At 71.3% G+C, this 20,276-nt stretch carries 16 protein-coding genes; 11 read left to right on the top strand and 5 right to left on the bottom strand.

The annotated features are described in order from the left end of the window. Positions 1 to 3 precede the first annotated feature (3 nt). Positions 4 to 135, bottom strand: coding sequence for a hypothetical protein (locus ACFC0D_RS08040; RefSeq protein ID WP_376432297.1), 132 nt, complete (start codon positions 133 to 135; stop codon positions 4 to 6). Between the two features lie 136 nt (positions 136 to 271). Here ACFC0D_RS08040 and ACFC0D_RS08035 point away from each other — a divergent pair, with 136 nt between their 5' ends. The 8 genes from ACFC0D_RS08035 (at position 272) to ACFC0D_RS08000 (ending at position 11,618) form a co-directional block, all read left to right on the top strand. Beyond that, complete coding sequence (locus ACFC0D_RS08035) at positions 272 to 1,675, top strand: hypothetical protein (RefSeq protein WP_376432292.1); 1,404 nt, start codon at positions 272 to 274, stop codon at positions 1,673 to 1,675. A gap of 62 nt (positions 1,676 to 1,737) precedes the next feature. Continuing rightward, positions 1,738 to 2,961 carry an AAA family ATPase gene (locus ACFC0D_RS08030; protein ID WP_376432290.1) on the top strand — a complete coding sequence of 408 codons (1,224 nt, stop codon included), beginning with the start codon at positions 1,738 to 1,740 and terminating at the stop codon, positions 2,959 to 2,961. Next, a complete protein-coding gene (locus tag ACFC0D_RS08025) occupies positions 2,958 to 4,205 on the top strand; it encodes a VWA-like domain-containing protein (protein WP_376432288.1) in 1,248 nt (415 codons plus the stop codon). Before ACFC0D_RS08030 ends, ACFC0D_RS08025 begins: the two co-directional genes overlap by 4 nt. Before the next feature lie 426 nt (positions 4,206 to 4,631). Then, positions 4,632 to 4,883, top strand: coding sequence for a hypothetical protein (locus ACFC0D_RS08020; protein WP_376432286.1), 252 nt, complete (start codon positions 4,632 to 4,634; stop codon positions 4,881 to 4,883). Positions 4,884 to 4,980: 97 nt separating this feature from the next. Further along, positions 4,981 to 5,787 carry an HlyD family efflux transporter periplasmic adaptor subunit gene (locus ACFC0D_RS08015; protein ID WP_376432284.1) on the top strand — a complete coding sequence of 269 codons (807 nt, stop codon included), beginning with the start codon at positions 4,981 to 4,983 and terminating at the stop codon, positions 5,785 to 5,787. Next, positions 5,784 to 8,060: an NHLP family bacteriocin export ABC transporter peptidase/permease/ATPase subunit gene (locus ACFC0D_RS08010; RefSeq protein ID WP_376432282.1), complete on the top strand. Its 2,277-nt coding sequence runs from the start codon at positions 5,784 to 5,786 to the stop codon at positions 8,058 to 8,060. The genes ACFC0D_RS08015 and ACFC0D_RS08010 overlap by 4 nt, the downstream gene beginning before the upstream one ends. A 121-nt stretch (positions 8,061 to 8,181) precedes the next feature. Beyond that, the gene (locus ACFC0D_RS08005) at positions 8,182 to 11,052 is read left to right on the top strand and encodes an NHLP bacteriocin export ABC transporter permease/ATPase subunit (RefSeq protein WP_376432454.1); all 2,871 of its coding nucleotides are present in this window, start codon (positions 8,182 to 8,184) and stop codon (positions 11,050 to 11,052) included. Between the two features lie 77 nt (positions 11,053 to 11,129). Further along, positions 11,130 to 11,618, top strand: coding sequence for a DUF1269 domain-containing protein (locus tag ACFC0D_RS08000; RefSeq protein WP_376432280.1), 489 nt, complete (start codon positions 11,130 to 11,132; stop codon positions 11,616 to 11,618). Between the two features lie 74 nt (positions 11,619 to 11,692). Here ACFC0D_RS08000 and ACFC0D_RS07995 read toward each other — a convergent pair whose 3' ends face one another. Together ACFC0D_RS07995 and ACFC0D_RS07990 are read right to left on the bottom strand one after the other, a co-directional pair. Next, the gene (locus ACFC0D_RS07995) at positions 11,693 to 12,958 is read right to left on the bottom strand and encodes an arginine deiminase (protein ID WP_376432277.1); all 1,266 of its coding nucleotides are present in this window, start codon (positions 12,956 to 12,958) and stop codon (positions 11,693 to 11,695) included. A gap of 58 nt (positions 12,959 to 13,016) precedes the next feature. Beyond that, a complete protein-coding gene (locus ACFC0D_RS07990) occupies positions 13,017 to 14,477 on the bottom strand; it encodes a basic amino acid/polyamine antiporter (RefSeq protein ID WP_376432275.1) in 1,461 nt (486 codons plus the stop codon). A gap of 128 nt (positions 14,478 to 14,605) precedes the next feature. On the opposite strand from ACFC0D_RS07990, the gene ACFC0D_RS07985 reads away from it, so the two are divergent. Continuing rightward, on the top strand, positions 14,606 to 15,004 hold the full coding sequence (locus tag ACFC0D_RS07985) for a molybdopterin-binding protein (RefSeq protein ID WP_376432273.1): 399 nt from the start codon (positions 14,606 to 14,608) through the stop codon (positions 15,002 to 15,004). Positions 15,005 to 15,012: 8 nt separating this feature from the next. Here ACFC0D_RS07985 and ACFC0D_RS07980 read toward each other — a convergent pair whose 3' ends face one another. Both ACFC0D_RS07980 and ACFC0D_RS07975 read right to left on the bottom strand, forming a co-directional pair. Beyond that, on the bottom strand, positions 15,013 to 16,194 hold the full coding sequence (locus tag ACFC0D_RS07980; RefSeq protein ID WP_376432271.1) for an MFS transporter: 1,182 nt from the start codon (positions 16,192 to 16,194) through the stop codon (positions 15,013 to 15,015). Next, entirely contained in the window at positions 16,191 to 17,045 is an 855-nt protein-coding gene (locus ACFC0D_RS07975; protein ID WP_376432269.1) for a DMT family transporter, read from the bottom strand. The genes ACFC0D_RS07980 and ACFC0D_RS07975 overlap by 4 nt, the downstream gene beginning before the upstream one ends. A 163-nt stretch (positions 17,046 to 17,208) precedes the next feature. Here ACFC0D_RS07975 and ACFC0D_RS07970 point away from each other — a divergent pair, with 163 nt between their 5' ends. Next, the gene (locus ACFC0D_RS07970; protein WP_376432267.1) at positions 17,209 to 18,273 is read left to right on the top strand and encodes an AI-2E family transporter; all 1,065 of its coding nucleotides are present in this window, start codon (positions 17,209 to 17,211) and stop codon (positions 18,271 to 18,273) included. A 122-nt stretch (positions 18,274 to 18,395) separates the two neighbouring features. Beyond that, positions 18,396 to 20,276 (top strand): serine/threonine-protein kinase, encoded by a 1,881-nt coding sequence (locus tag ACFC0D_RS07965; protein WP_376432265.1) that lies wholly within the window; start codon positions 18,396 to 18,398, stop codon positions 20,274 to 20,276.

Genomic DNA, 20,276 nt, shown 5'->3' with positions numbered 1-20,276 from the left:
CGATCACCAGGGCCGCAGCGTGAACAGGCCGACCATCACCAGGACCGGCAACGCCCAGCCGAGCACGCCGATACTCCGACGCCCCGGATCGCGCCCCTGGCCCCATGCGCCGGACCGGTGCGGTGTGTCTCCCATGGCCCCACCCTACGGCCCCGGCAGACCCGCGGGCGGAAACACCTGGCAGATCGAGGTCATGGGGCTCTATGATCACCGCGATGACTATTCATTCTCTCCGCAGATTGGGGGACCCGTCCGCGCAAGGTGAGTGCTGATGCTCACTGACACCGCGTATGGGAATTCCCCGCTTTCCTTCTGGCTGCGCGTGCGAGAGTTCGCCGTGCCGCCCTCCATGATCGAGACTGCGACCGCCCGCCGCTCTGCCGGGGACTGGGCAGGAGCCTGCGCCGCAGCCGGCGTGGACGTCGATCTCGACCTCAAGTCCGTGTCGCGTACCCATGGCCGGGAACTGGCCACCCGAGTACGGGCCGATCTCCGCCATCTGGCACCCGACCTGCTGCGCTGGCATCTCCCGAGGGTCGCTCCCGACGGACTGCTCCGCCCGGGTCTGACCGTCGCCCTGACCCGGTACGAAACCTCCGGGCGGGACGGCGCCGGCCCGGTCCACCTGGTGGTCCGGACCCCGCCGGCGTGGGCGGACGGCGGTCAGCGCATCAGCCTCGCGCTGTGGGACGGATCGCACTCCGAGCCGAGCGCCCGCCGTCATCCGCACCCTCATCCGAGCCGGCGGTTCCGTCTCGACCTGCATCGCCACCTGTGGGACGCGCGCCGGACGGACGAGCTCCGGGCCCGGTCCGGGTCCCTGCCGCCGTCGGAGGACGACCCTCCCCCGACGACCCCGGAGGCACGGGGGGCGGTGCCGCAGGATCTCCGCTGCGCCGTCGACCGATGGGCGGACGAGGCGGGCATCCTGCTCCACGCCGAGGGGCGGCCCGCCGGCACCGTCTGCGTGCGCGTCGGGGCCCGGCAACGGCTGTTCCTGGACCTGGTGGCGGACCGGGACGGCCCCGGACCGCCCTCGATGCGGATCACGGAGGCGCCCGCGGACGGCGGCGTCCCCGCGCTGCCGGTGCTGCCCGATGCGGCGACCTGGGTGCTGCCCGATCTCGAGCTGCTCCGCAGCGGGCTGATCGAGGCCGACCGGCTGCACCCGCTGGTCGCGTCCGCACTCGTCCCCGGTCTGCCACCGGCCGGTTCGCGGTCGCTGTCGGACCGGACGGGGCAACCGCACATCGTGGAGTGCCGGGGAGCCCGGCACCGGATCGGCCTGGTCGACGGGGTGCTGTCCGCGCTGGACCACGATCCGGCCGAGCTCCGCCGGGAGGAGTTGCTGGCCGCGTTGTCCGGCACCCCACTCCCCTGCCTCCAGGCCATCGACCGGGCGCACCGCCGTCCGGACTGTCTCGACGGCGTCCGCGAGCGCCTGCACCACGGCGACATCGCCGGCGCGCTGGCCGTCGTCGAGGGGCTGCTGGGCTCCGAGGCGCTGCTGCGAGACGGCGCCCTGCGGGACGAGCTGGAGGCGGCCTCCCAACGGCGCCTGACCTACGGCCTGTTCAGGGCCGGTCTGATCGGCCCCGGACCCGGCCGTATGCGGCAGGGCCCCGGCCGTCGCCGTGTGCACCGCGCGCGCCCGAGGCACGCCACCCGCCTCTGACCCGGGCCGACTCCCGGCACTCCCACTTTCTTTCTTCACGACGAGCCCTCAGGTGATCACCCATGCCTTCATACGCCCCGTCCCAACTCGACGTCGCCGGCGACCTGCTGACCCTTCTGCGCGACACCACCACCGAACCACGCCCCGACCCCCAGCTGGAGGCCCTCACCCTGGCCGTCGCCGCCGACCTGCCCGTGCTCCTGTGGGGTGAGCCCGGGATCGGCAAGACCGCGGCCCTCACCCAGCTCGCGGAGACCCTCGATCTGCCGCTGACCACCGTGATCGCCAGCGTGCACGAGCCGTCGGACTTCGCCGGCCTGCCGATCATCGGCGACGATCCGGCGGAACAGGGTGTCCCGATGGCACCGCCGGACTGGGCCGTACGGCTCGTACGGGCCGGCCGGGGGTTGCTGTTCCTCGACGAACTGTCCACCGCCCCGCCGGCCGTGCAGGCCGCCCTGCTCCGCCTCGTCCTCGAACGGCGCATCGGGGCCCTCCGGCTGCCGCCCGGGGTACGCATCGTGGCCGCCGCCAACCCACGGGCCTCGGCGGCCGACGGCTGGGAGCTGAGCCCGCCCCTGGCCAACCGGTTCGTCCATCTTCAGTGGGTCCACGACCACGAGGTCGTCGTCCGCGGGCTCGGGGGGACCTGGCCCCGGGCGACGCTTCCCCGGCTCGACGCGGCGAAGATGCCGGAGGCCGTGGCCTTCGCCCGCCGCGCCGTGTGCGGGCTGCTCACCGCCCGCCCCAAGCTCGTCCACTTGTTGCCCAGCAACGAGACCCGCAGGGGCGGACCCTGGCCGTCGCCGCGCAGCTGGGAGATGACGCTGCATCTGATCGCCTTCGCCACCGCGGCCGGCTCCTCCCGGGACGTTCTCTCCATGCTGGTCAGGGGAACCGTCGGCGACGGTCCGGGCCTTGAACTGCTCGCGAGTCTGGACCGGCTGGACCTCCCGGATCCCGAGATGCTGCTCGCCGACCCGGAGAGCGCCGTCCTGCCCGAGCGCGGAGATCTCCGCCAGGCCGTGCTCGACGGCGTGGTCGCCGCGGTGCGCACCCGCCCGGAGAAGACCCGCTGGGACGCGGCGTGGGCGCTCCTGGTGCGGGCGATGGAGACGGGAGCCCCTGACCTGGTGGTCGTTCCCGCGACCACTCTCGCCTCGCTGCGCCAGGAGGAGTGGGACGTACCGGAGTCCATCGAACGGCTCGCCGGAGCGGTGTCCCTGTCCCGGCGCGCCGACCGGGCCGGGGCCCGGGCCGCGCTCGCCACACAGGCCGGCCGTTGAGCGCGGGCGCATCCGGGGCGGAGAGGGCCCTGGACCGCGAGAAGCTGTTCGCCGCCCGGCTGCAGGCCGCGCGGGCGCGGCCCTATCTGGCGTCGGCGCTGTTCGCCCTGCACACCGTGGAGTCGACGCGGGTGCCGACGATGGCCGTCGACCGGTACTGGCGGTGCTACGTCTCACCGGCGTTCGTCGACCGAACCCCCGTGGAGGAACTGGCCGGGGTATGGGTCCACGAGGTCTCGCATCTGCTGCGCGACCATCACGGGCGCGGTGACCGGGTCGCGCGGGCGCAGGGACTGACGGGCCCCGGGGAGCGGCTGCGGATGAACATCGCCGCGGACTGCGAGATCAACGACGACGTGTTCGGCGACGGTCTGGTCCGGCCCGAAGGCGCCGTCATGCCCGGGACGTTGGGGCTCGATCCCGGACAGCTCATGGAGGACTATCTGGGCCAGTTCTCCCTCGGGGCGCGGACGCTGGAGCATGCCTGGCTGGACTGCGGCAGCGGCGCCGACGGTCTCGACAGGGAGTGGGAACTCGGGCCGGACGGTGCGCACGGGCTCAGTGCGCAGGAGCGGGACGCGGTCCGGTTCCGGGTGGCGCAGGGCATCACCGGCCGTCCGGGCAACGCCTCGAAGGCGTGGCAGCGATGGGCGGAGGAGGCGTTCCATCCTCCCCAGCCGTGGCGAGACCTGCTGGGGGCGGCCATCCGCTCGGCGGCGTCCGCCTCCGGCGCCGGAGAGGACTACACGTACGGCCGGCCGGCCCGGCGGTCGGCCGGGCTGCCGGGCGTGGTGCTGCCGAGCCTGCGGCGGATGCCGCCCCGGGTGTCCGTGGTCATCGACACCTCCGCCTCCGTCAGCGACGCCGAGCTGGGCAGTGCGCTCCTCGAGGTCGCCGCCATCTCCCGCGCCGTGGGCGGCCGTCGGGACCTCGTCAGCGTGCTGCCGTGCGATGCCGCGGCCGACTTCGTGCACCCGCTGTGCAGCTCCGAGGGAATCCCGCTGATGGGCGGCGGGGGTACGGATCTGCGGACGGGCTTCGCCAGGGCGCTCAAGGCGCGGCCGGCGCCCGATGTGGTCGTGGTCCTGACCGACGGTCAGACACCGTGGCCGGACTCCCGGCCTCCCTGCCGGACGGTGGTGGGGCTGTTCCCGAGGCGGTCACACCCTTCGTGGGACGAGGACGATCCCGACTACGTCCCCGACTCGCCGCCCGACTGGGCACGGGTCGTCGACATCGGGTAGGCACCGGGAGCCCCCGGGTCGGATATCGCGGTGGGCGCACCCTCTCCATCAAGTCATCGCACCTGTCGAAAACCTGCACATCGTGCGCGTGACCTGGATGCGCCCCCTTCATTGCTCCTCGATCCCACCGGTGGATCCCGTCCGTGTGGTGCGGCTCTGTCCGTTTGATACCCGGCACGCGAAAGGTCGCCCGGATCTGTTACTCGTTCCTGCGGAGAAGGTGTCACCGTTCGGTGAAATTAGCTGCACGGCTGCTGTCCGAGGTACACAACCGCGCACGTGAGGGCGTCAACAGAATTGGCCGGGTAGCCCGTTCGCGTGCTTGGATCACCGCGCTGCGGCAGTCGTGAAGTACGGCCGGATCACGGCCTGCTGAATGGCCGCAGGAATGGATTCCCCCCCCCCAACAAATGAAGGGTGCGCATCATGCGTAACGACCTTGAGACCCGCGAGATCGCCGACACCGAGCTGGACGCCGTTTCCGGCGGTCTCGTCAGCATCTCCGGCGGCGTCGCCGGCGCTGCGACCAGCGACGTCACCAACGTCCTTGGCGCCGTCACCTCCCTCCAGACCGTTCAGGGTGTCGAGGGCCTCGTCGCCGGCGTCCCCGGCCTGGCCTCCAACGTCACCGGCCTTTCGGTGAACGCCTCCGCCGTCACCGGTCTCGCCGGTCTCTGAGCGGAATATCGCCCATGAACCCCGGAACCTGCCCGGTTCCGGGGTTCATGGCCTCCCCCGTGCCGAACCGAAACAAATGCAGTTGAAGGAATAGTCCGTGCAGTTCCGCCAAAAGGCACTTTCCAAGCTGCAATCGCCCGAAGAACTCGACGTCCCCGTACGCTTCGCGCGCCCGCAGGGCCGCCTCGTGCTGGTCGTCACGGTCGTCGTCATGGCGATCGCGAGTTTCTGGGCGATCACCGGCACGGTGTCGTCCAAGCAGAGCGCGCCCGGCATCCTCACCCGAGCCGAGGGCAGTTACCTGCTGCAGAGCCCCGTCGCCGGACAGGTGACCGACGTCCTCGTCGAGGAGGGCACGTCCGTGTCCGCCGGGACGGCGCTTCTCACCGTCCGTACGGAGCAGGGCGACCGGCCCGTGCGCGCGGTCGCCGACGGCCGGGTGACCACCCTGTTCGCCAGGATGGGTTCGGTCGTCACCACCGGCGCCGACGTGGCGACGGTGGAGCGGGTGACGCGTCCCGACGATCCGCTGGTGGCGATGCTCTACATGCCCGGCGACAGCGCGTCGGCGATCCAGGTGGGCGCCTCGGTGGACCTGAGCGTCCAGTCCGCCCCCCGAAGCCGGTTCGGAGTGCTGCGCGGCCGTGTGAAGGCGGTGGGCCGCGCGCCCCAGACGCAGGCGCAGATCGGCAACTTCCTCGGCGACAGCGGACTCGCCGCACAGTTCTCCCGGCAGGGCAACCCGATCGCGGTGCTCGTGACCCTGGAACGCTCCACCGCGACCAAGTCCGGCTACACCTGGTCCTCCACGGACGGTCCCCCGAACGCCATCGACTCCGGTACGCCGGTCACCGGCGCCGTCCATCTCTCCGCGCAGCGCCCCGTCGACTGGCTGCTGCCGTGAGCGCCCGCAGGGAGGCGCCCCAGGAGTCCGCCGGGAGCCGCGCCCGCTCACGGTCCCGCTCCTCGGCCCGCCGGCTCCCGCCCGCCGAGCGCCGTCGCCGTCCCGCCCCCAAGGGCAGGAAGCCCCGGACCGTCCGTACCCCCACCGTGCTCCAGATGGAGGCCGTGGAGTGCGGCGCCGCCGCCCTCGCCATGGTGCTCGGCCACTTCTCCCGCTTCGTTCCCCTGGAGGAGCTGCGCATCGCCTGCGGCGTCTCCCGCGACGGCTCCCGGGCGAGCAACCTCCTGAAGGCGGCGCGCGGTTACGGGCTCCAGGCCAAGGGAATGCAGATGGACCTGGCCGCGCTGGCCGAGGTCAGTGCCCCGGCGATCCTCTTCTGGGAGTTCAACCACTACGTCGTCTACGACGGCATGGGCCGGCGCTTCGGCCGCAGGGGCGTGTACGTCAACGACCCCGGCAAGGGCCGCCGGTTCGTCCCCATGGACGAGTTCGACACCAGCTTCACCGGCATCGTGCTCACCTTCGAGCCCGGCGCCGGCTTCCGCCGCGGTGGGCGCAAGCCGGGCGTCATGAGCGCCATGCCCGCCCGCCTGCGCGGCACGGCCGGCACGATGGCCGCCGCCGTGATCTCCAGCCTCCTGCTGGTGGCCGTCGGTGCCTGGGTGCCCGCGCTGAGCCGTACGTACATCGACATGTTCCTCATCGGGAGCCAGACCTCCCTGCTGGGCGTCCTCTTCGTGGCGATGGCGACCACCCTCGTCCTCACCGCGACGCTCACCGCGGTGCAGCAGGCCAATCTGCTGCGCGGGCGGATCATCTCCTCGACCCTGGGCAGCGCCCGCTTCCTGCGGCACCTGCTCAGACTTCCCATCAGCTTCTACTCGCAGCGCAACCCGGCCGACCTGGTGCAGCGCCTGCAGTCCAACGACGCGGTCGCCGAGACCCTCGCGCGCGACCTGGCCGCGGCGGGCGTGGACGCCGTCGTGGTGTTGCTCTACGCGGTGCTGCTGTGGACGTACGACCCTCAGCTCACGGTCGTCGGCGTGCTGATCGCCCTGCTCAACGTCGTGGCCATGCGGGTCGTGATCCACCTGCGGGCCACCAACACCCAGAAGCTGCGCGCCGAGAGCGCCCGGCTGACCAACACCTCGTACAGCGGTCTCCAGCTCATCGAGACGATGAAGGCCACCGGCGGCGAGAACGGCTTCTTCCGCCGCTGGGCCGGGCAGCACGCGATCACGCTCGACGTCCAGCAGCGGCTCGGCATGCCCAGCGCGTGGCTGGCGGTCGTCGCCCCGACCCTGGCCGCGCTCAACAGCGCGCTGATCCTGATGATCGGCGGCCTGCGGGCGGTGGAGGGCCATCTCTCCGTCGGTCTGCTCGTCGCCTTCCAGGCCCTGGTGACCAGCTTCACCGCGCCGATCACCCGCCTCAACGGCGTGGCCGGCCGGATCCAGGACTTCGCCGCCGACGTCGCCCGTCTCAAGGACGTGGAGAACTTCCCCGTCGATCCGGTGTACACGCGACGCGAGCCCGCCGCCCGGACCCGCCGGCTCAAGGGCCATGTGGAGCTGGACGACATCACCTTCGGCTACAGCCCGCTGGACGCCCCGCTGTTGAAGGGCTTCTCGCTCTCGGTCGGCCCCGGGCAGCAGGTCGCGCTGGTCGGCGGCTCCGGAAGCGGCAAGTCCACCGTCTCCCGGCTGATCTCCGGCCTCTACGCCCCCTGGGAGGGCGCCATCCGCATCGACGGAATGCGGCTGGAGGACATCCCGCGCAGCGCGCTGGCCGCCTCGGTCTCCTTCGTGGACCAGGACGTCTTCCTCTTCGAGGGGACCGTCCGCGACAACGTCGCGCTGTGGGACCCCTCCGTCCCGGACGAGGCCGTGGTCGCCGCCCTGGAGGACGCCGCCGTGTACGACGTGGTCGCCCGGCGTCCCGGCGGCATCCACAGCCGTGTGGAGCAGGACGGACGCAACTTCTCCGGCGGCCAGCGCCAGCGTCTGGAGATCGCCAGGGCGCTGGTGCGCCGGCCGAGCATCATGGTCCTCGACGAGGTGACCAGCGCCCTCGACGCGGCGACCGAGCAGCTCATCATCGACAACCTGCGGCGCCGCGGCTGCGCCTGCGTGGTCATCGCCCACCGGCTGAGCACGGTGCGCGACAGCGACGAGATCGTCGTGCTCGACCGGGGCACGGTCGTGGAGCGCGGACGGCACGAGTATCTGGTCGCGGCGCAGGGCCCGTACGCCGAACTGGTCAAGGAGCACTGAGGTGACGTTCCCTCATCAGCCCACGGTCCGCGACGCCCACACCCCGGTGCACGGGAACGGTCAGGACGCGGTGGCCGGCGGCCAGGACGCGGCAGCCACCGGCGGGCAACCGGCGGTCGTCATCGACGGACGGCATGCCGGCTTCGTGCACGACCCGGTCGTCGCGGCGCTCGGCGGGCTGGGTTCAGCGGTCGACTGCTCCGGGATGCGCAGCATCTCCCTCGAAGGCCCGCACGTGCTGTGGCTCGTCGTCGACGGCGCCATGGACCTGTTCGCCGTGGACAGCGCCCAGCTTGGCCCCTGGCACTTCCTGGGCCGGCTGGAGGCGGGCACCCTGCTGCTCGGTCCCGTCGAGGGCCCCGAGCACACCCTGATCGGCCGCCCCCTGCAAGGCTGCCTGCTGCGCCGTGTCGAGCTGAGGGAGCTGTCGTTCCCCGCCGGCCAGTGGGCGGCGAATCAATGGTCCGGCGAGCAGACCCAGTACGGCGCCGTCGAGCCCCGGTTGAGCCCGCTGGAACACGCCTTCGCGCTCGGCATCGGCCGTGGTCTGCGCGTGCTGTACCAGGCACCGCTGGGCGGCCCCGCCACCTCCACCGGCCAGGTCGGGGCGGACGACGACATCCTCTGGATGCAGATCGTCCCCGGCAGCGTGCAGTACGGCGCGGCGTACGAGGGATACGGCGGGGACGGGGGGTACGGAGAAGACTCCCCCGGCACCCTGCTCGTCGACCAGGCGATGTGGCACGGCATGGTCGACCAGCAGTACCGCCTGCTGTACGCCCTGGACACCTGGATCGAGCAGCTCGAGCGCGCCCACGAGGACCGTACGGCGGCAGGCATCCAGGCCGGCGAGGCCGCCCGCACGCAGGCGGACCAGGCGCTCCTCGACTCCATCGGCCGCTCCGGCAAGGGCGCGCGCGGCCGCGCCGGCGACGACGCGACCTACGCCGTCTGCCGGCTGGTCGCCGACGAAGCACGTATCACCCTGTCCGAACCGACCGAGGCGGGCGCCGTCTCCGCCCGTCTCGACCCGGTCGAGCGCATCGCGCTCGCCTCGCGGATCCGCACCCGTGTCATCAGGCTGAGCGGCAAGTGGTGGCAGGAGTACGGCGGACCCCTGGTCGGCTACCGCGAGGAGGACGCGACCCCGGTCGCCCTGCTCTGGCGGCGCGGCCGGTACGAGGCCGTCGACCCGGCCACCGGCGAGCGGGAGCGCATCGGCAAGGACAACGAGGAGTACTTCGAAGCGCGCGCCGTCATGCTGTACCGCCCCTTGCCCGACAGGCCGCTGGGCCTGCCGTCGCTCCTGCGCTTCAGTGTGCGGGGCACCCGCACGGAGCTGCGGAGTCTCCTGCTGGGCGGGCTCGTCGCGGTCGGCCTGGGGTCGCTGGTGCCCATCGCCACCGGCAAGGTGCTCGGCGAGTACGTACCCAACGCCGAGAACGGCCTGATCGTGCAGACCGCGCTGGCGATCCTCGCCACCAGCGTCGTGTCCGCCGCGTTCATGCTGCTGCAGAACGTCTCCATCCTGCGGATGGAGGGCCGGATCGAGGCCACCTTGCAGCCCGCGGTGTGGGACCGGCTGCTGCGGCTGCCGACGAGGTTCTTCGCGGGCCGTTCCACCGGTGAACTGGCCAGTGCGGCGATGGGCATCAGCTCCATTCGCCGGGTGCTCTCCGGTATCGGCCCGGTCGTCGTCCAGGCGGGCACCGTCGGCACGATGAACCTGGTGCTGCTGCTCGTCTACAGCGTGCCGCTCGCGCTGGTCGCGCTCGCCATGCTGCTCGTCATCGCGGCCGTGTTCCTGAGCCTGGGGTTGTGGCAGCTGCGTTACCAGCGGCAGCTGATCAAGATCGGCAACAAGCTCAACAACCAGGCGTTCCAGACCCTGCGCGGCCTGCCCAAGCTGCGTGTGGCCGGGGCCGAGAGCTTCGCCTACGCCGCGTGGGCCGACGAGTTCGCCCGCACCCGTGAGCTGCAGCAGAAGGTCGGCCGTCTGAAGAACGTCGTCACCGTCCTCAACGCGGTCTGTCTGCCGCTGTGCACCCTCGTGATGTTCATGCTGCTGGCCGGACCGGCCCGGGGCTCCATGTCCGCGAGCGAGTTCCTCACCTTCAGCACCGCCGTGACGATGATGCTGTCCTCGGTCACGCAGCTGACCGGCGCGCTCTTGTCGGCCGCCGCCGTCCAGCCGATGTTCGAGCAGGTCAAGCCGGTCTTCCGGGAGGCCCCCGAGGTACGCGGCTCCAGCACCCCGCCGGGCGAGCTGAGCGGCGCCATGGAGGCCCAGAACCTCTCCTACCGGTACTCGGACGACGGCCCCCTCGTCCTCGACGACGTCAGTTTCCAGGTGCGGCCCGGCGAGTTCGTCGCCGTCGTCGGGGCGAGCGGCTGCGGCAAGTCGACGCTCCTGCGGCTGCTCATCGGCTTCGACAAGCCGATGTCCGGCAGCGTGCGGTACGACGGTCAGGACCTGGCGGCGCTCGACCAGGCGGCCGTGCGCCGCCAGTGCGGTGTCGTCCTGCAGAACGCCCAGCCCTTCTCGGGCTCGATCCTCGACTGCATCTGCGGCACGGAGCCGTTCCCGCTCGAGGACGTGTGGGCGGCGGCCACGATGGCGGGTCTGGCCGAGGACATCAAGGCCATGCCGATGGGGATGCACACCATGCTGTCCGACGGCGGGGGCACCATCTCCGCCGGACAGCGTCAGCGGCTGATGATCGCCCAGGCCCTCATCCGCAGGCCGCGCGTCCTCTTCTTCGACGAGGCCACCAGCGCGCTGGACAACGAGGCCCAGCGGGTGGTGATCGAGTCCACCCGCGCCCTGAAGGCGACCCGTGTCGTGATCGCCCACCGGCTCTCCACGATCATGGACGCCGACCGTGTGATCGCCATGGCGGACGGCCGGATCGTCCAGCAGGGCACCCCCGCCGAACTGCTCGCCGACACGGGCGGACTCTTCCACGAGCTGGTCCGCCGCCAACTGCGCTGACCGGGAGCGTACGACATGCCACTCCCCTCATTCGGACATATCGTTCTTTCCATTGGCCTGTTCCCTTGGAGGCACGAGTGTCTGAGCTCATCGTCATCGGATACGACGACCCGGCAGTGGCCCGGGACGCCTTCACGACGGTCCAGGACCTCCAGCGCGACTACGTGGTCCATCTGAACGGCCTCGCGGTGGTCTCCGTCGATGCGGACGGCGAAACGCACGTGGACACGCCGAGCCGCATCGTGGGTGCGTCGGTCACGTCCGGAGCGGTGTGGGGCGCGATCTTCGGCCTGCTGTTCCTGCTGCCCGGGGTCGGACTGCTGACCGGCGCGGCGGTCGGCGGGCTGATCGGCAAGCTCAGCAAGTCCGGTCTCGACGACCGGTTCCGGCAGCAGGTGCAGAACCTGCTCAAGCCGGGTTCGGCGGCCGTGGTGATCATGACGTCGAAGCTCACGGACGACAAGTTCACGGTGGCCATGCAGCCGCACGGTGGCACGGTCCTGAAGACCTCGCTGAGCGACGCGGACGAGAAGGAACTGGCCGAGCAGCTCGCCGGCACCCAATAGCGGTCACCCGCCTCCGGAATACGTCATGAGGACGCCCCGGGCCCCGCCCCGTCACGGAGGCGGGCCCTGGCGTGTCAGAAGTCGACGGCGTCGCGGATCAGGGGGCAGGTCATGCAGTGCCCGCCACCGCGTCCCCGGCCGAGTTCCGCGCCGACGATCGTGACGACCTCGACGCCCGCCTTGCGCAGCAGCGTGTTGGTCTGGGTGTTGCGGTCGTAGGTGAAGACGACACCGGGTTCGAGGGCGACGGCGTTGTTGCCGCTGTCCCACTGCTGGCGCTCGGAGGCGTACACGTCGCCGCCGGTCTCGATCACCCGGAGCTCGGGCAGGCCGAGGGCCTTGGCGACGACCTCGACGAAGGGCGTGGTGCCCTCGTCGGTGACCTCGACGCCGGGGGCCTTGTCGCCGGGCCGCAGGGAGAAGGTGTGGACCGCGTCCATGATCTTCGGGTGGAGGGTGACGATGTCGCGGTCGGCGAAGGTGAAGACGGTGTCGAGGTGCATCGCGGAGCGCAGCTTCGGCATTCCGGCGACGACGACGTGTGTGGCGGCGCCGTCGGCGAAGAGGGAGGCGGCGACCTGGGTGATGGCGTGGCGTGAGGTGCGTTCGCTCATGCCCATGAGGACGACGCCGTTACCGACGGGCATGATGTCGCCGCCCTCGAAGGTGGCCTGGCCCCAGTCCTGTTCCGGGTCGCCCCACCAGACGGTGGCGTCCTTGAAGTCGGGGTGGAAGGTGTAGACGGCCTTCATCAGGAGGGTTTCGCCGTGGCGCGCGGGCCAGTAGAGCGGGTTCAGGGTGACACCGCCGTACAGCCAGCAGGTGGTGTCGCGGGTGTAGAGGGTGTTGGGCAGTGGTGGCATCAGGTACTCGCGTACGCCGGTCGCCTCGCGGGCGAGAGCGACATAGCCGGAGCGGAAGTCGTCCGGGAGATCGGTGGTCGACAGGCCCCCGACGAGGTACTCGGCCAGCCGGCGCGGGGCGAGGGCGTCGAGGAAGGCACGGGTGTCGTCGAGGAGGCCGAGGCCCACCTCGTTCGCGACGATCTTCCGGTCGAGCAGCCAGGCCTTCGCCTCGGGAATCGCCATGGTCTCGGTGAGCAGGTTGTGCAGTTCGACAACCTCGACGCCGCGCTGGGTCAGCTTGTTGACGAAGTCGGCGTGGTCGCGCTGGGCGTTCTCCACCCACATCACGTCGTCGAAGAGCAGATCGTCGGCGTTGGTCGGAGTCAGCCGGCGGTGGGCGAGGCCGGGCGAACAGACCAGGACCTTGCGGAGCCTTCCCACCTCGGAGTGGACTCCGAGGCTGCGCGGGGAGGGGGTGGTGTCGTTGCCCGTCATGGTGCGTGCGCCTTTCCGGAGGAAGCTGCGGGTGCGGGTACGTGGGTGGTTCGACCGGTCAGAGCTCGATCCAGCCGACGGCGAGCGCGGCGATGCCGATGCCGGCACCGACGACGGAGACGGCACAGAGGACGGCCTCGGCCGGAGAGAACAGGCGCCGGTTCTGTTCGCGCCGGGCCTTGACGAACAGGAAGGTGGACGGCGCGTAGATGATGAAGGAGACGAGGACGAACTTGAGCCCGGCCGCGAAGAGGAGGAAGGCCGTGTAGACCGTGGCCAGGACGGCCACGACGAGTTCCCACCGCGTGCTCCGCCCCGTGACCTTCTCCCGCTGCGGCAGCAGCGCGATCTTCACGGCGAACGCGGCGGCCAGCAGGAACGGAATAAGGCTGAGCGCGCTGGTCAGGTCGAGGGCGAAGTTGAAGGCGTCGTCGGAGAAGGCGGTGACGACAAGCACGATCTGGCTGAGGGAGGTGGTCATCAGCAGCGCGGGCGCGGGTACGTCGTCGCCGATGGAGCGCCCCAGGAAGCGCGGCATGTCCTTGTCCTTGGCGGCGACGAAGAGCACCTCGGCGGCCATCAGGGTCCAGGCGAGATAGGCGCCGAGCACGGAGATGATGAGGCCGACGCTGACGAAGACCTTGCCCCAGGTGCCGACGGCGGCCTCCAGGACGCCGGCCATCGAGGGCTGGCGCAGTTCGGCGATCTCGCCCATCGGGAGGATCCCGTACGACACGATGGTGACCGAGGCGAAGATCGCGAAGACGCTGAGGAAGCCGAGGACGGTGGCCTTCCCGACGTCCTCCCGGCGCTTGGCGTGCCGGGAGTAGACGCTGGCGCCCTCGACCCCGAGGAAGACGAAGACGGTGGCGAGCATCGTCCCGCGGACCTGGCTGAAGAGGGAGCCGGCGTAGTCGGCTCCGCCGAAGTTGTCCGCGAACACGGACGGTTCGAAGTAGAACAGCGCCAGGATGATGAAGACGATGATGGGCACGAGCTTGGCGACGGTCACGATCCTGTTGATCGCCGTCGCCTCCTTCACGCCTCGCCGGATGAGGAAGAAGAAGGCCCACAGGCCGACGGAGGAGAGGACGATCGAGAGGGCGGTGTCACCCTCGCCGAGCGCGGGGGCGATCGCGCCGATCGTCGACATGATCAGAACCCAGTACGTCACGTTCCCGACGCACGCGCTCGCCCAGTAGCCGAAGGCCGAGAAGAAGCCCAGGTACTCGCCGAAGCCCGCCTTCGCGTACGCGTACACACCCGCGTCCAGGTCCGGTCGGCGCACCGCGAGCGTCTGGAAGACGAAGGCGAGCATCAGCATGCCCACACCGGCGATCGCCCAGGCGATGAGCGCCCCCGCGACCCCGGTCTCCTGCGCGAACCGGCTCGGCAGCGAGAACACCCCGGCGCCGACCATGGATCCGACGACCATGGCGGTCAGCGTGAGGAGGGTCAGTTTGGCGACGGGTGGGGATCCGCCGGCGCGAGAATCCGTGCTCGTGTCCGCGTTCGTCATTGCCCACATCCTTCATGAACGGGGTGATCCGAGCACTCCGGGTGGCGCCCGGTTGGTGCGATCGGGGGACGACGGCGCACGGCCTCCCGCTCCGCCTCGAAGCAGAGCGGTGGCCTAGAGTTCCCTCCGTGCCGTCGTACAGCATTGGGCAGGCAGCGCAGCTGCTCGGAGTGAGTTCTGAGACCGTTCGCCGGTGGGCCGACGGTGGGCGGTTGCGTGTGGACCGGGACGGTGCGGGCAACCGGGTGATCGACGGGGTGAGTCTGGCCGCCTTCGCCAAGGAGCGGGGCTCCGGGGTGTACGCGGTGGCGGACGACGAGGTCTCCACATCCGTGCGCAACTCGTTCGTGGGGATCGTGACCTCGGTCCGGGTCGACGACGTGGCCGCGCTCGTCGAGATCCAGTCCGGTCCGCATCGGCTGGTCTCGCTCGTGACCCGGGAGTCCGTCGAGGAACTCGATCTCGCCGTCGGGGTCACCGTCACCGCACGGGTGAAGTCGACGAACGTCCACGTCGATCTGCCCTGACCGCGACATCACGCCTTCCGCCGCGCCAGATGGACACCGGTCGTCGCGGCGAGCACCGTGACGCAGGCGGTGAAGATCAGCCCGGCGGCGTCCAGACCCACCCACATCGTCAACGCGCCCACACCCACCACCGGCAGGGAGATGCCCGTGTAGGCGACGACGAAGAACGAGGAGATCGTCGCCGCCCGGTGCGCGGGCGGTGCCGCGTCCCCCACGGCGGTGAGGGCGGCTCGGAAGGAGAGGCCCTGGCCGAGCCCGCCGCAGGTCGCGCCGGCCACCAGAAGCGGCAGCGCCTCGGCCCAGAGGGATGCGCCGACGAGCAGAAGACCGACCACGAGGACGAGACAGCCGAGCGGCAGGGCGGCTCTCGCCGGCAGCTTCCCCGTCAACGACTGCCCCACTGTCGAGGCGAGGAACACCGAGAAGACCACGGCACCCGAAACGGCCAGGTTGGTGATGTCGAGGGTCTGGGCGACGAAGCTCGGCGCCACCGCGGTGAACAGGCCGAGGAGCGCGAACCCGGCGAAGGCTGCGAGCGCCGAGGGAGCGAAGACACCGCGCACCTGGGGCGGTACGTACAGACCCGGCGGCCGGGGCCGGGTCCGCAGGCGGGCGTGGGCGACCGTCTCCGGCAGCAGCAGGACGATGACGCAGGCCACGCACACCAGCCCGAGGTGGGTCAGGAACGGCAGGGTCAGCGGCATCGGCGCGTACTCGGCCAGCAGTCCGGACAGCAGAGGGCCGCAACCGAGTCCGCCCATGTTCGCGGCGGTCGCGGCGAAGCCCGCGCGTGACTTCCGTTCCGGTCTCGCCAGCTCCAGCACGGTGACCGTGCCCGCCCCGCTCAGCAGCCCGGCGGAGAATCCCGACAGCAGCCGGCCGGCGAAGAGGAACGGCAGACCACCCTCGAGGAGGAAGCACCCCGCACTCGCCGCGGCCAGGCCGAGCGCGCAGAACAGGACGGGGCGGCGCCCCGCCTCGTCCGAGTAGTTGCCGACCAGCAGCAAGGTGGCGATCACGCCCACGGCGTAACTGGCGAAGATCACCGTCACCATCAGCTCGGAGAAGCCGATCTCCTCTCGGTACAACCCGTACAGCGGTGTGGGCAGCGTCGTGCCGGCCATGCCGATGGCGAAGACCGCTGCCGCCGACTTGTAGCCCGGGCGGCTCCCCCGATGCGAGGTCGTCACGACGTGCTCACCCCGCCCCGTGCCAGCGCGAACACACCGAACACGATCAGGCCGACGCCGAGCATCTCCGGCAGGAGCCACCACCCGCCCCGTACATGCTCCTCGTACAGCAGCACTCCCAGCATGAGACTCACCGTGGCGTCCCCCAGGGTCAGCGCCGGTTGCGAGGCGACGAGCGGCCCGCCCTGCATGGCGTGTTCGAGCAGCAGAAGCGCGGCGATCCCTGTCACGCAGAAGGCGTACGTCTGCCAGGTCGTCAGGAACGCACCCAGGCCACCGTCGTCGAGGATGTGCATGGCCGCCTTCATCAGGGCCGCGGTGAGCGCGTAACAGATCGCCGTGGCGGCACCCAGGCATCCGGCGCGGGCGCGGCCCGGTGGCCTGCGCAGACCGGCCGCGGCGAGCACCACCACCGCGACGCAGCTCACCACGAGCGCGGGAATCCAGCGCTCCAGCTCCACATGCGTACGGTTCCCGCTGGGTGAGGCCGCCACGAGCGCGAGCCCGAGCCCACCCACCACTCCTGCCACGGCCGGCCAGAGCGCCTTAGGCAGCCGCTCCCGTGTCAGCAGCGTGGCGATCAGCAGCGCGAGCGGCAGTTCGAGCACGAACAGCGGCTGCACGAGCGACAGCGGACCGGTCGCCAGGGCCGCCGCCTGCCCGACCCCGGCCGCGATCACCGCGAGGATTCCGGCCAGCCACAGCGGTCGCCGCAGCAGATCGAGGATCAGTCCCGGCCGGAAGGAGTCCGACTGGGGGACGGTGAGCGCGGCACGGCGTTGAAGCACCGTGGCGAGCGCATTGCTGAACGCGGCGAGCGCCGCGAACAGGACCGGCAGGACGATGCCCATCCCTCGATACTCACCGGCACGGGCCAACAGCCGCAGTGACGACACCGGCCGGGGCCGGGGGTTCTCCGCGTATTCGCCCGTCCGGACCTCCCTGGCCCCGAACTCGGGCGAATGTCGGGGCTCGGGCGTGGTCCGCCGCGTCCGCGGTGGTACGTCGTTGGCCATGCAGCAAGGCACACCACCGTCGGTGGTCCCGTTCCTCCGCACCGCCGCCGCCTACGCATGGCGGCTGCTCGTCGTCGGAGGCGCGGTGTACAGCCTGTTCGCGCTGCTCGGACGCTTCCACGAGATCGGGGTGGCGGTCTTCCTCGGTCTGGTGATCACCGCTCTGCTGCGCCCGGTCGCCGATCTGGTCGCCCGGGGGCTGCCCCGCCCGCTGGCGGTCACCCTCACGCTTCTCGGCAGCATCGCACTCGTCCTCGGCGTGCTCGCGCTGGTCGGCGAGGCGGTGGAGGGCGAGCGGACGACGCTGGTACGCGAGTTCCGGGACGGCGTCGAACGGATCGAGACCTGGCTGGAGCGGCCGCCGTTCCGGCTGAACCCGGACGCCCTCTCGAACGTGCAGGCCAAGCTGGAGGAGTATCTGTCGAGCCACCGCTCGACCCTGATCAGCAGGGCGCTGAGCGGAGCGCATCACCTGGTGGCCGTGCTCACCACACTGGCCCTGGCGCTGTTCTGCTCGGTGTTCTTCATCCACTCCGGGGACCGTCAGTGGAGCTGGCTCCAGACGCAGTTGCCGCGGTCGGTACGGGAGCGCGTCGCGATCGGCGGCCGCGCGGCCTGGCGCACGTTCACCGGCTACACCCACGGAATCGTGCTGGTGGCGGCGGTGAACGCGATCCTCGTCGGTCTCGCGCTCTGGCTTCTGGGGGTCCCTCTGGCGGTCCCGCTCGCCCTGCTGGAGTTCATGGCCGCCTTCGTCCCGCTGATCGGTTCGCCGGTCGCGCTGGCGGTCGCCGCGATCGTCGCGCTCGCCTCGAAGGGCCCGGTGGTGGCGGCGATCGTGGTCGGCCTGATCGTGGTCATCGGCCAGATCGAGGGTCATCTGCTGCATCCGCTCGTCATGAGCTGGGCGGTACGGCTGCACCCCCTCGTCGTCGCGATCTCGGTGATCGCGGGGACGATCGCGGCGGGCATCGTGGGTGCGGTGGTGGCGGTGCCGCTGGTGTCGGTGATCTGGTCGGTCCGCACGGCCCTGCGCGAAACGCAGGAACCGGAGGACGACTGAGCCCGCCGGAACGAGGTCGGGGCTGCCGGGCCCACAGCTCATGCGGACCGAGGGGCATGGACGGCACCGGTTTGGATAGGGTGCCCGACGACAACGGGGTTCTGTGTGGGAGACATGAGTTGATGAGTGGTCAGCAGCCCGGCCATGGCGACGCGTCGCAGATTTTCCAGCCGCTGGCCGGGGACGACCCGACCACCGTCGCGGGCTACCGCCTGGCCGCGAGGCTCGGCGCCGGCGGCATGGGCAAGGTGTACCTGTCGTACACGCCCGGTGGGCGGCCCGTCGCCATCAAGGTGATCCGGTCCGAGTTCGGTGACGATCCCGAGTTCCGGCGCCGGTTCGCGCAGGAGGTGAAGTCGGCGCAGCGGGTGCAGGGGCTGTTCACCGCGCCCGTCATCGATGCCGACACCGACGGCCAACGACCTTGGCTCGCGACCGCGTACGTGCCCGGGCCCTCGCTCGCCGACGCCGTCGTCGCCCACGGGGCGCTGCCCGTCGAGACGGTCCTGCTGCTGGTCGCCGGTATGGCCGAGGCACTGCACGTCATCCATGGCGCGGGCATCGTGCACCGCGACCTCAAGCCGTCGAACGTCCTGCTCGCCGCCGACGGTCCCCGCGTCATCGACTTCGGCATCGCCTACGCCGCCGACGCGACCTCGCTCACCGGCAGCGGCGTCACCATCGGCACGCCGACGTTCATGGCTCCCGAGCAGGCGGAGGGCGGCCGGATCACCCCGGCCACCGACATCTTCGCGCTCGGCCAGGTCGCGGCGTACGCGGCGACGGGGGTGCCGGCGTTCGGCGAGGGGACCTCGCACGGCGTCCTGTACCGGATCGTCCATCAGGAGCCCGATCTCAGCGCGGTGCCCGAGCGGTTGAGGGAGCTGGTCGGCCGCGCGCTCGCCAAGGACCCCGCCGCGAGGCCGTCGATCGCCGAGATCATCAGCCTCTGCCAGGCCGCGAACGCCGAGACGGTGCTGCGACGCCCCGAGGACTGGCTGCCGGGCACGGTGGCCGCCGACATCACCGTACGTACGGCTGCTCCCGCCCCGGCCGTCGACCGGACTCCGCCGCCTCCGGTCTACACCCCCACGGCACCGGCCACCCCGCCGCCCACGGGCTACACGCCCACCGCGCACGCCGCGCCGGCCCCCGCCCACAACCCCACGGGGCCCGCCACCCCGCCGCCCACCGGCTACGGCCCCGCCGCGCACGCCACCCCGCCGCCTCCGGGCTTTGGCCCCGCGCCTCACGCCACCCCGGCTCCCGGCGCCACCGGACCGGTCCCGACACCGACACCGGCTCCTGGATACGCCTACCCGCCGACGCACAACGGCCCGCAGGCGCCCCGGTTCCCCGGCGCGCCCGTGCCGCCCGGGCCGCGTCCGCCCGCGGCCCCGCGCAAGCGGGGTCCGATCGTCGCCCTCGCCGCCGCGCTGGTCTTCGGCATCGCCGCGGGTGGCACGGCGTACATGCTGCTCAAGGAGAAGGATCAGGCGACGAAGAGCAGCGGTTCGACGCAGGGCGGCAGCTCCTCGCAGGGCGGGCAGGGCGGCACGACCACGGACGCCGGAGCCAAGCCCAGCACCAAGCCCAGCACCAAGCCGGAGCCCAAGCCCTCCGACTTCAAGGGCATCAACCTCACCGCCGGGTACCACCTGACCCTCGGGGACGAGAACGTCCGGCCTCAGGACGGCGAGGACGGCGGGTACGAACTCTCCTACGACACCGGTGGCTACCTGGACGCCGAGAGCTCGGGCGGAAGCCTCGTCCTGCTCGACCCCGGCCAGGACGGGTCGCTCGCCGTGTGCCGCGCGGACACCCGCTTCACCGAGAACGTCGACGTGAAGCTGCTGTCGCCCGGGCGTCAGGTGTGCGTCACGACCGGCACGGGGCACATGGGCCTCGTCACGGTCCGGGGCTTCTCGGCCGAGGAGTCCCCCAGCAAGTACATGACCCTGGACCTGACGGTGTGGCGCAACGCCGTGGCCTCCTCGGGCTGA

Origin of the sequence: Streptomyces sp. NPDC056222 (assembly GCF_042264065.1) — a bacterium.
Taxonomy (GTDB): Bacteria; Actinomycetota; Actinomycetes; order Streptomycetales; family Streptomycetaceae; genus Streptomyces.
The sequence above is the reverse complement of the archived record's forward strand: the minus strand, read 5'-3'. Positions and strand labels throughout refer to the sequence as shown.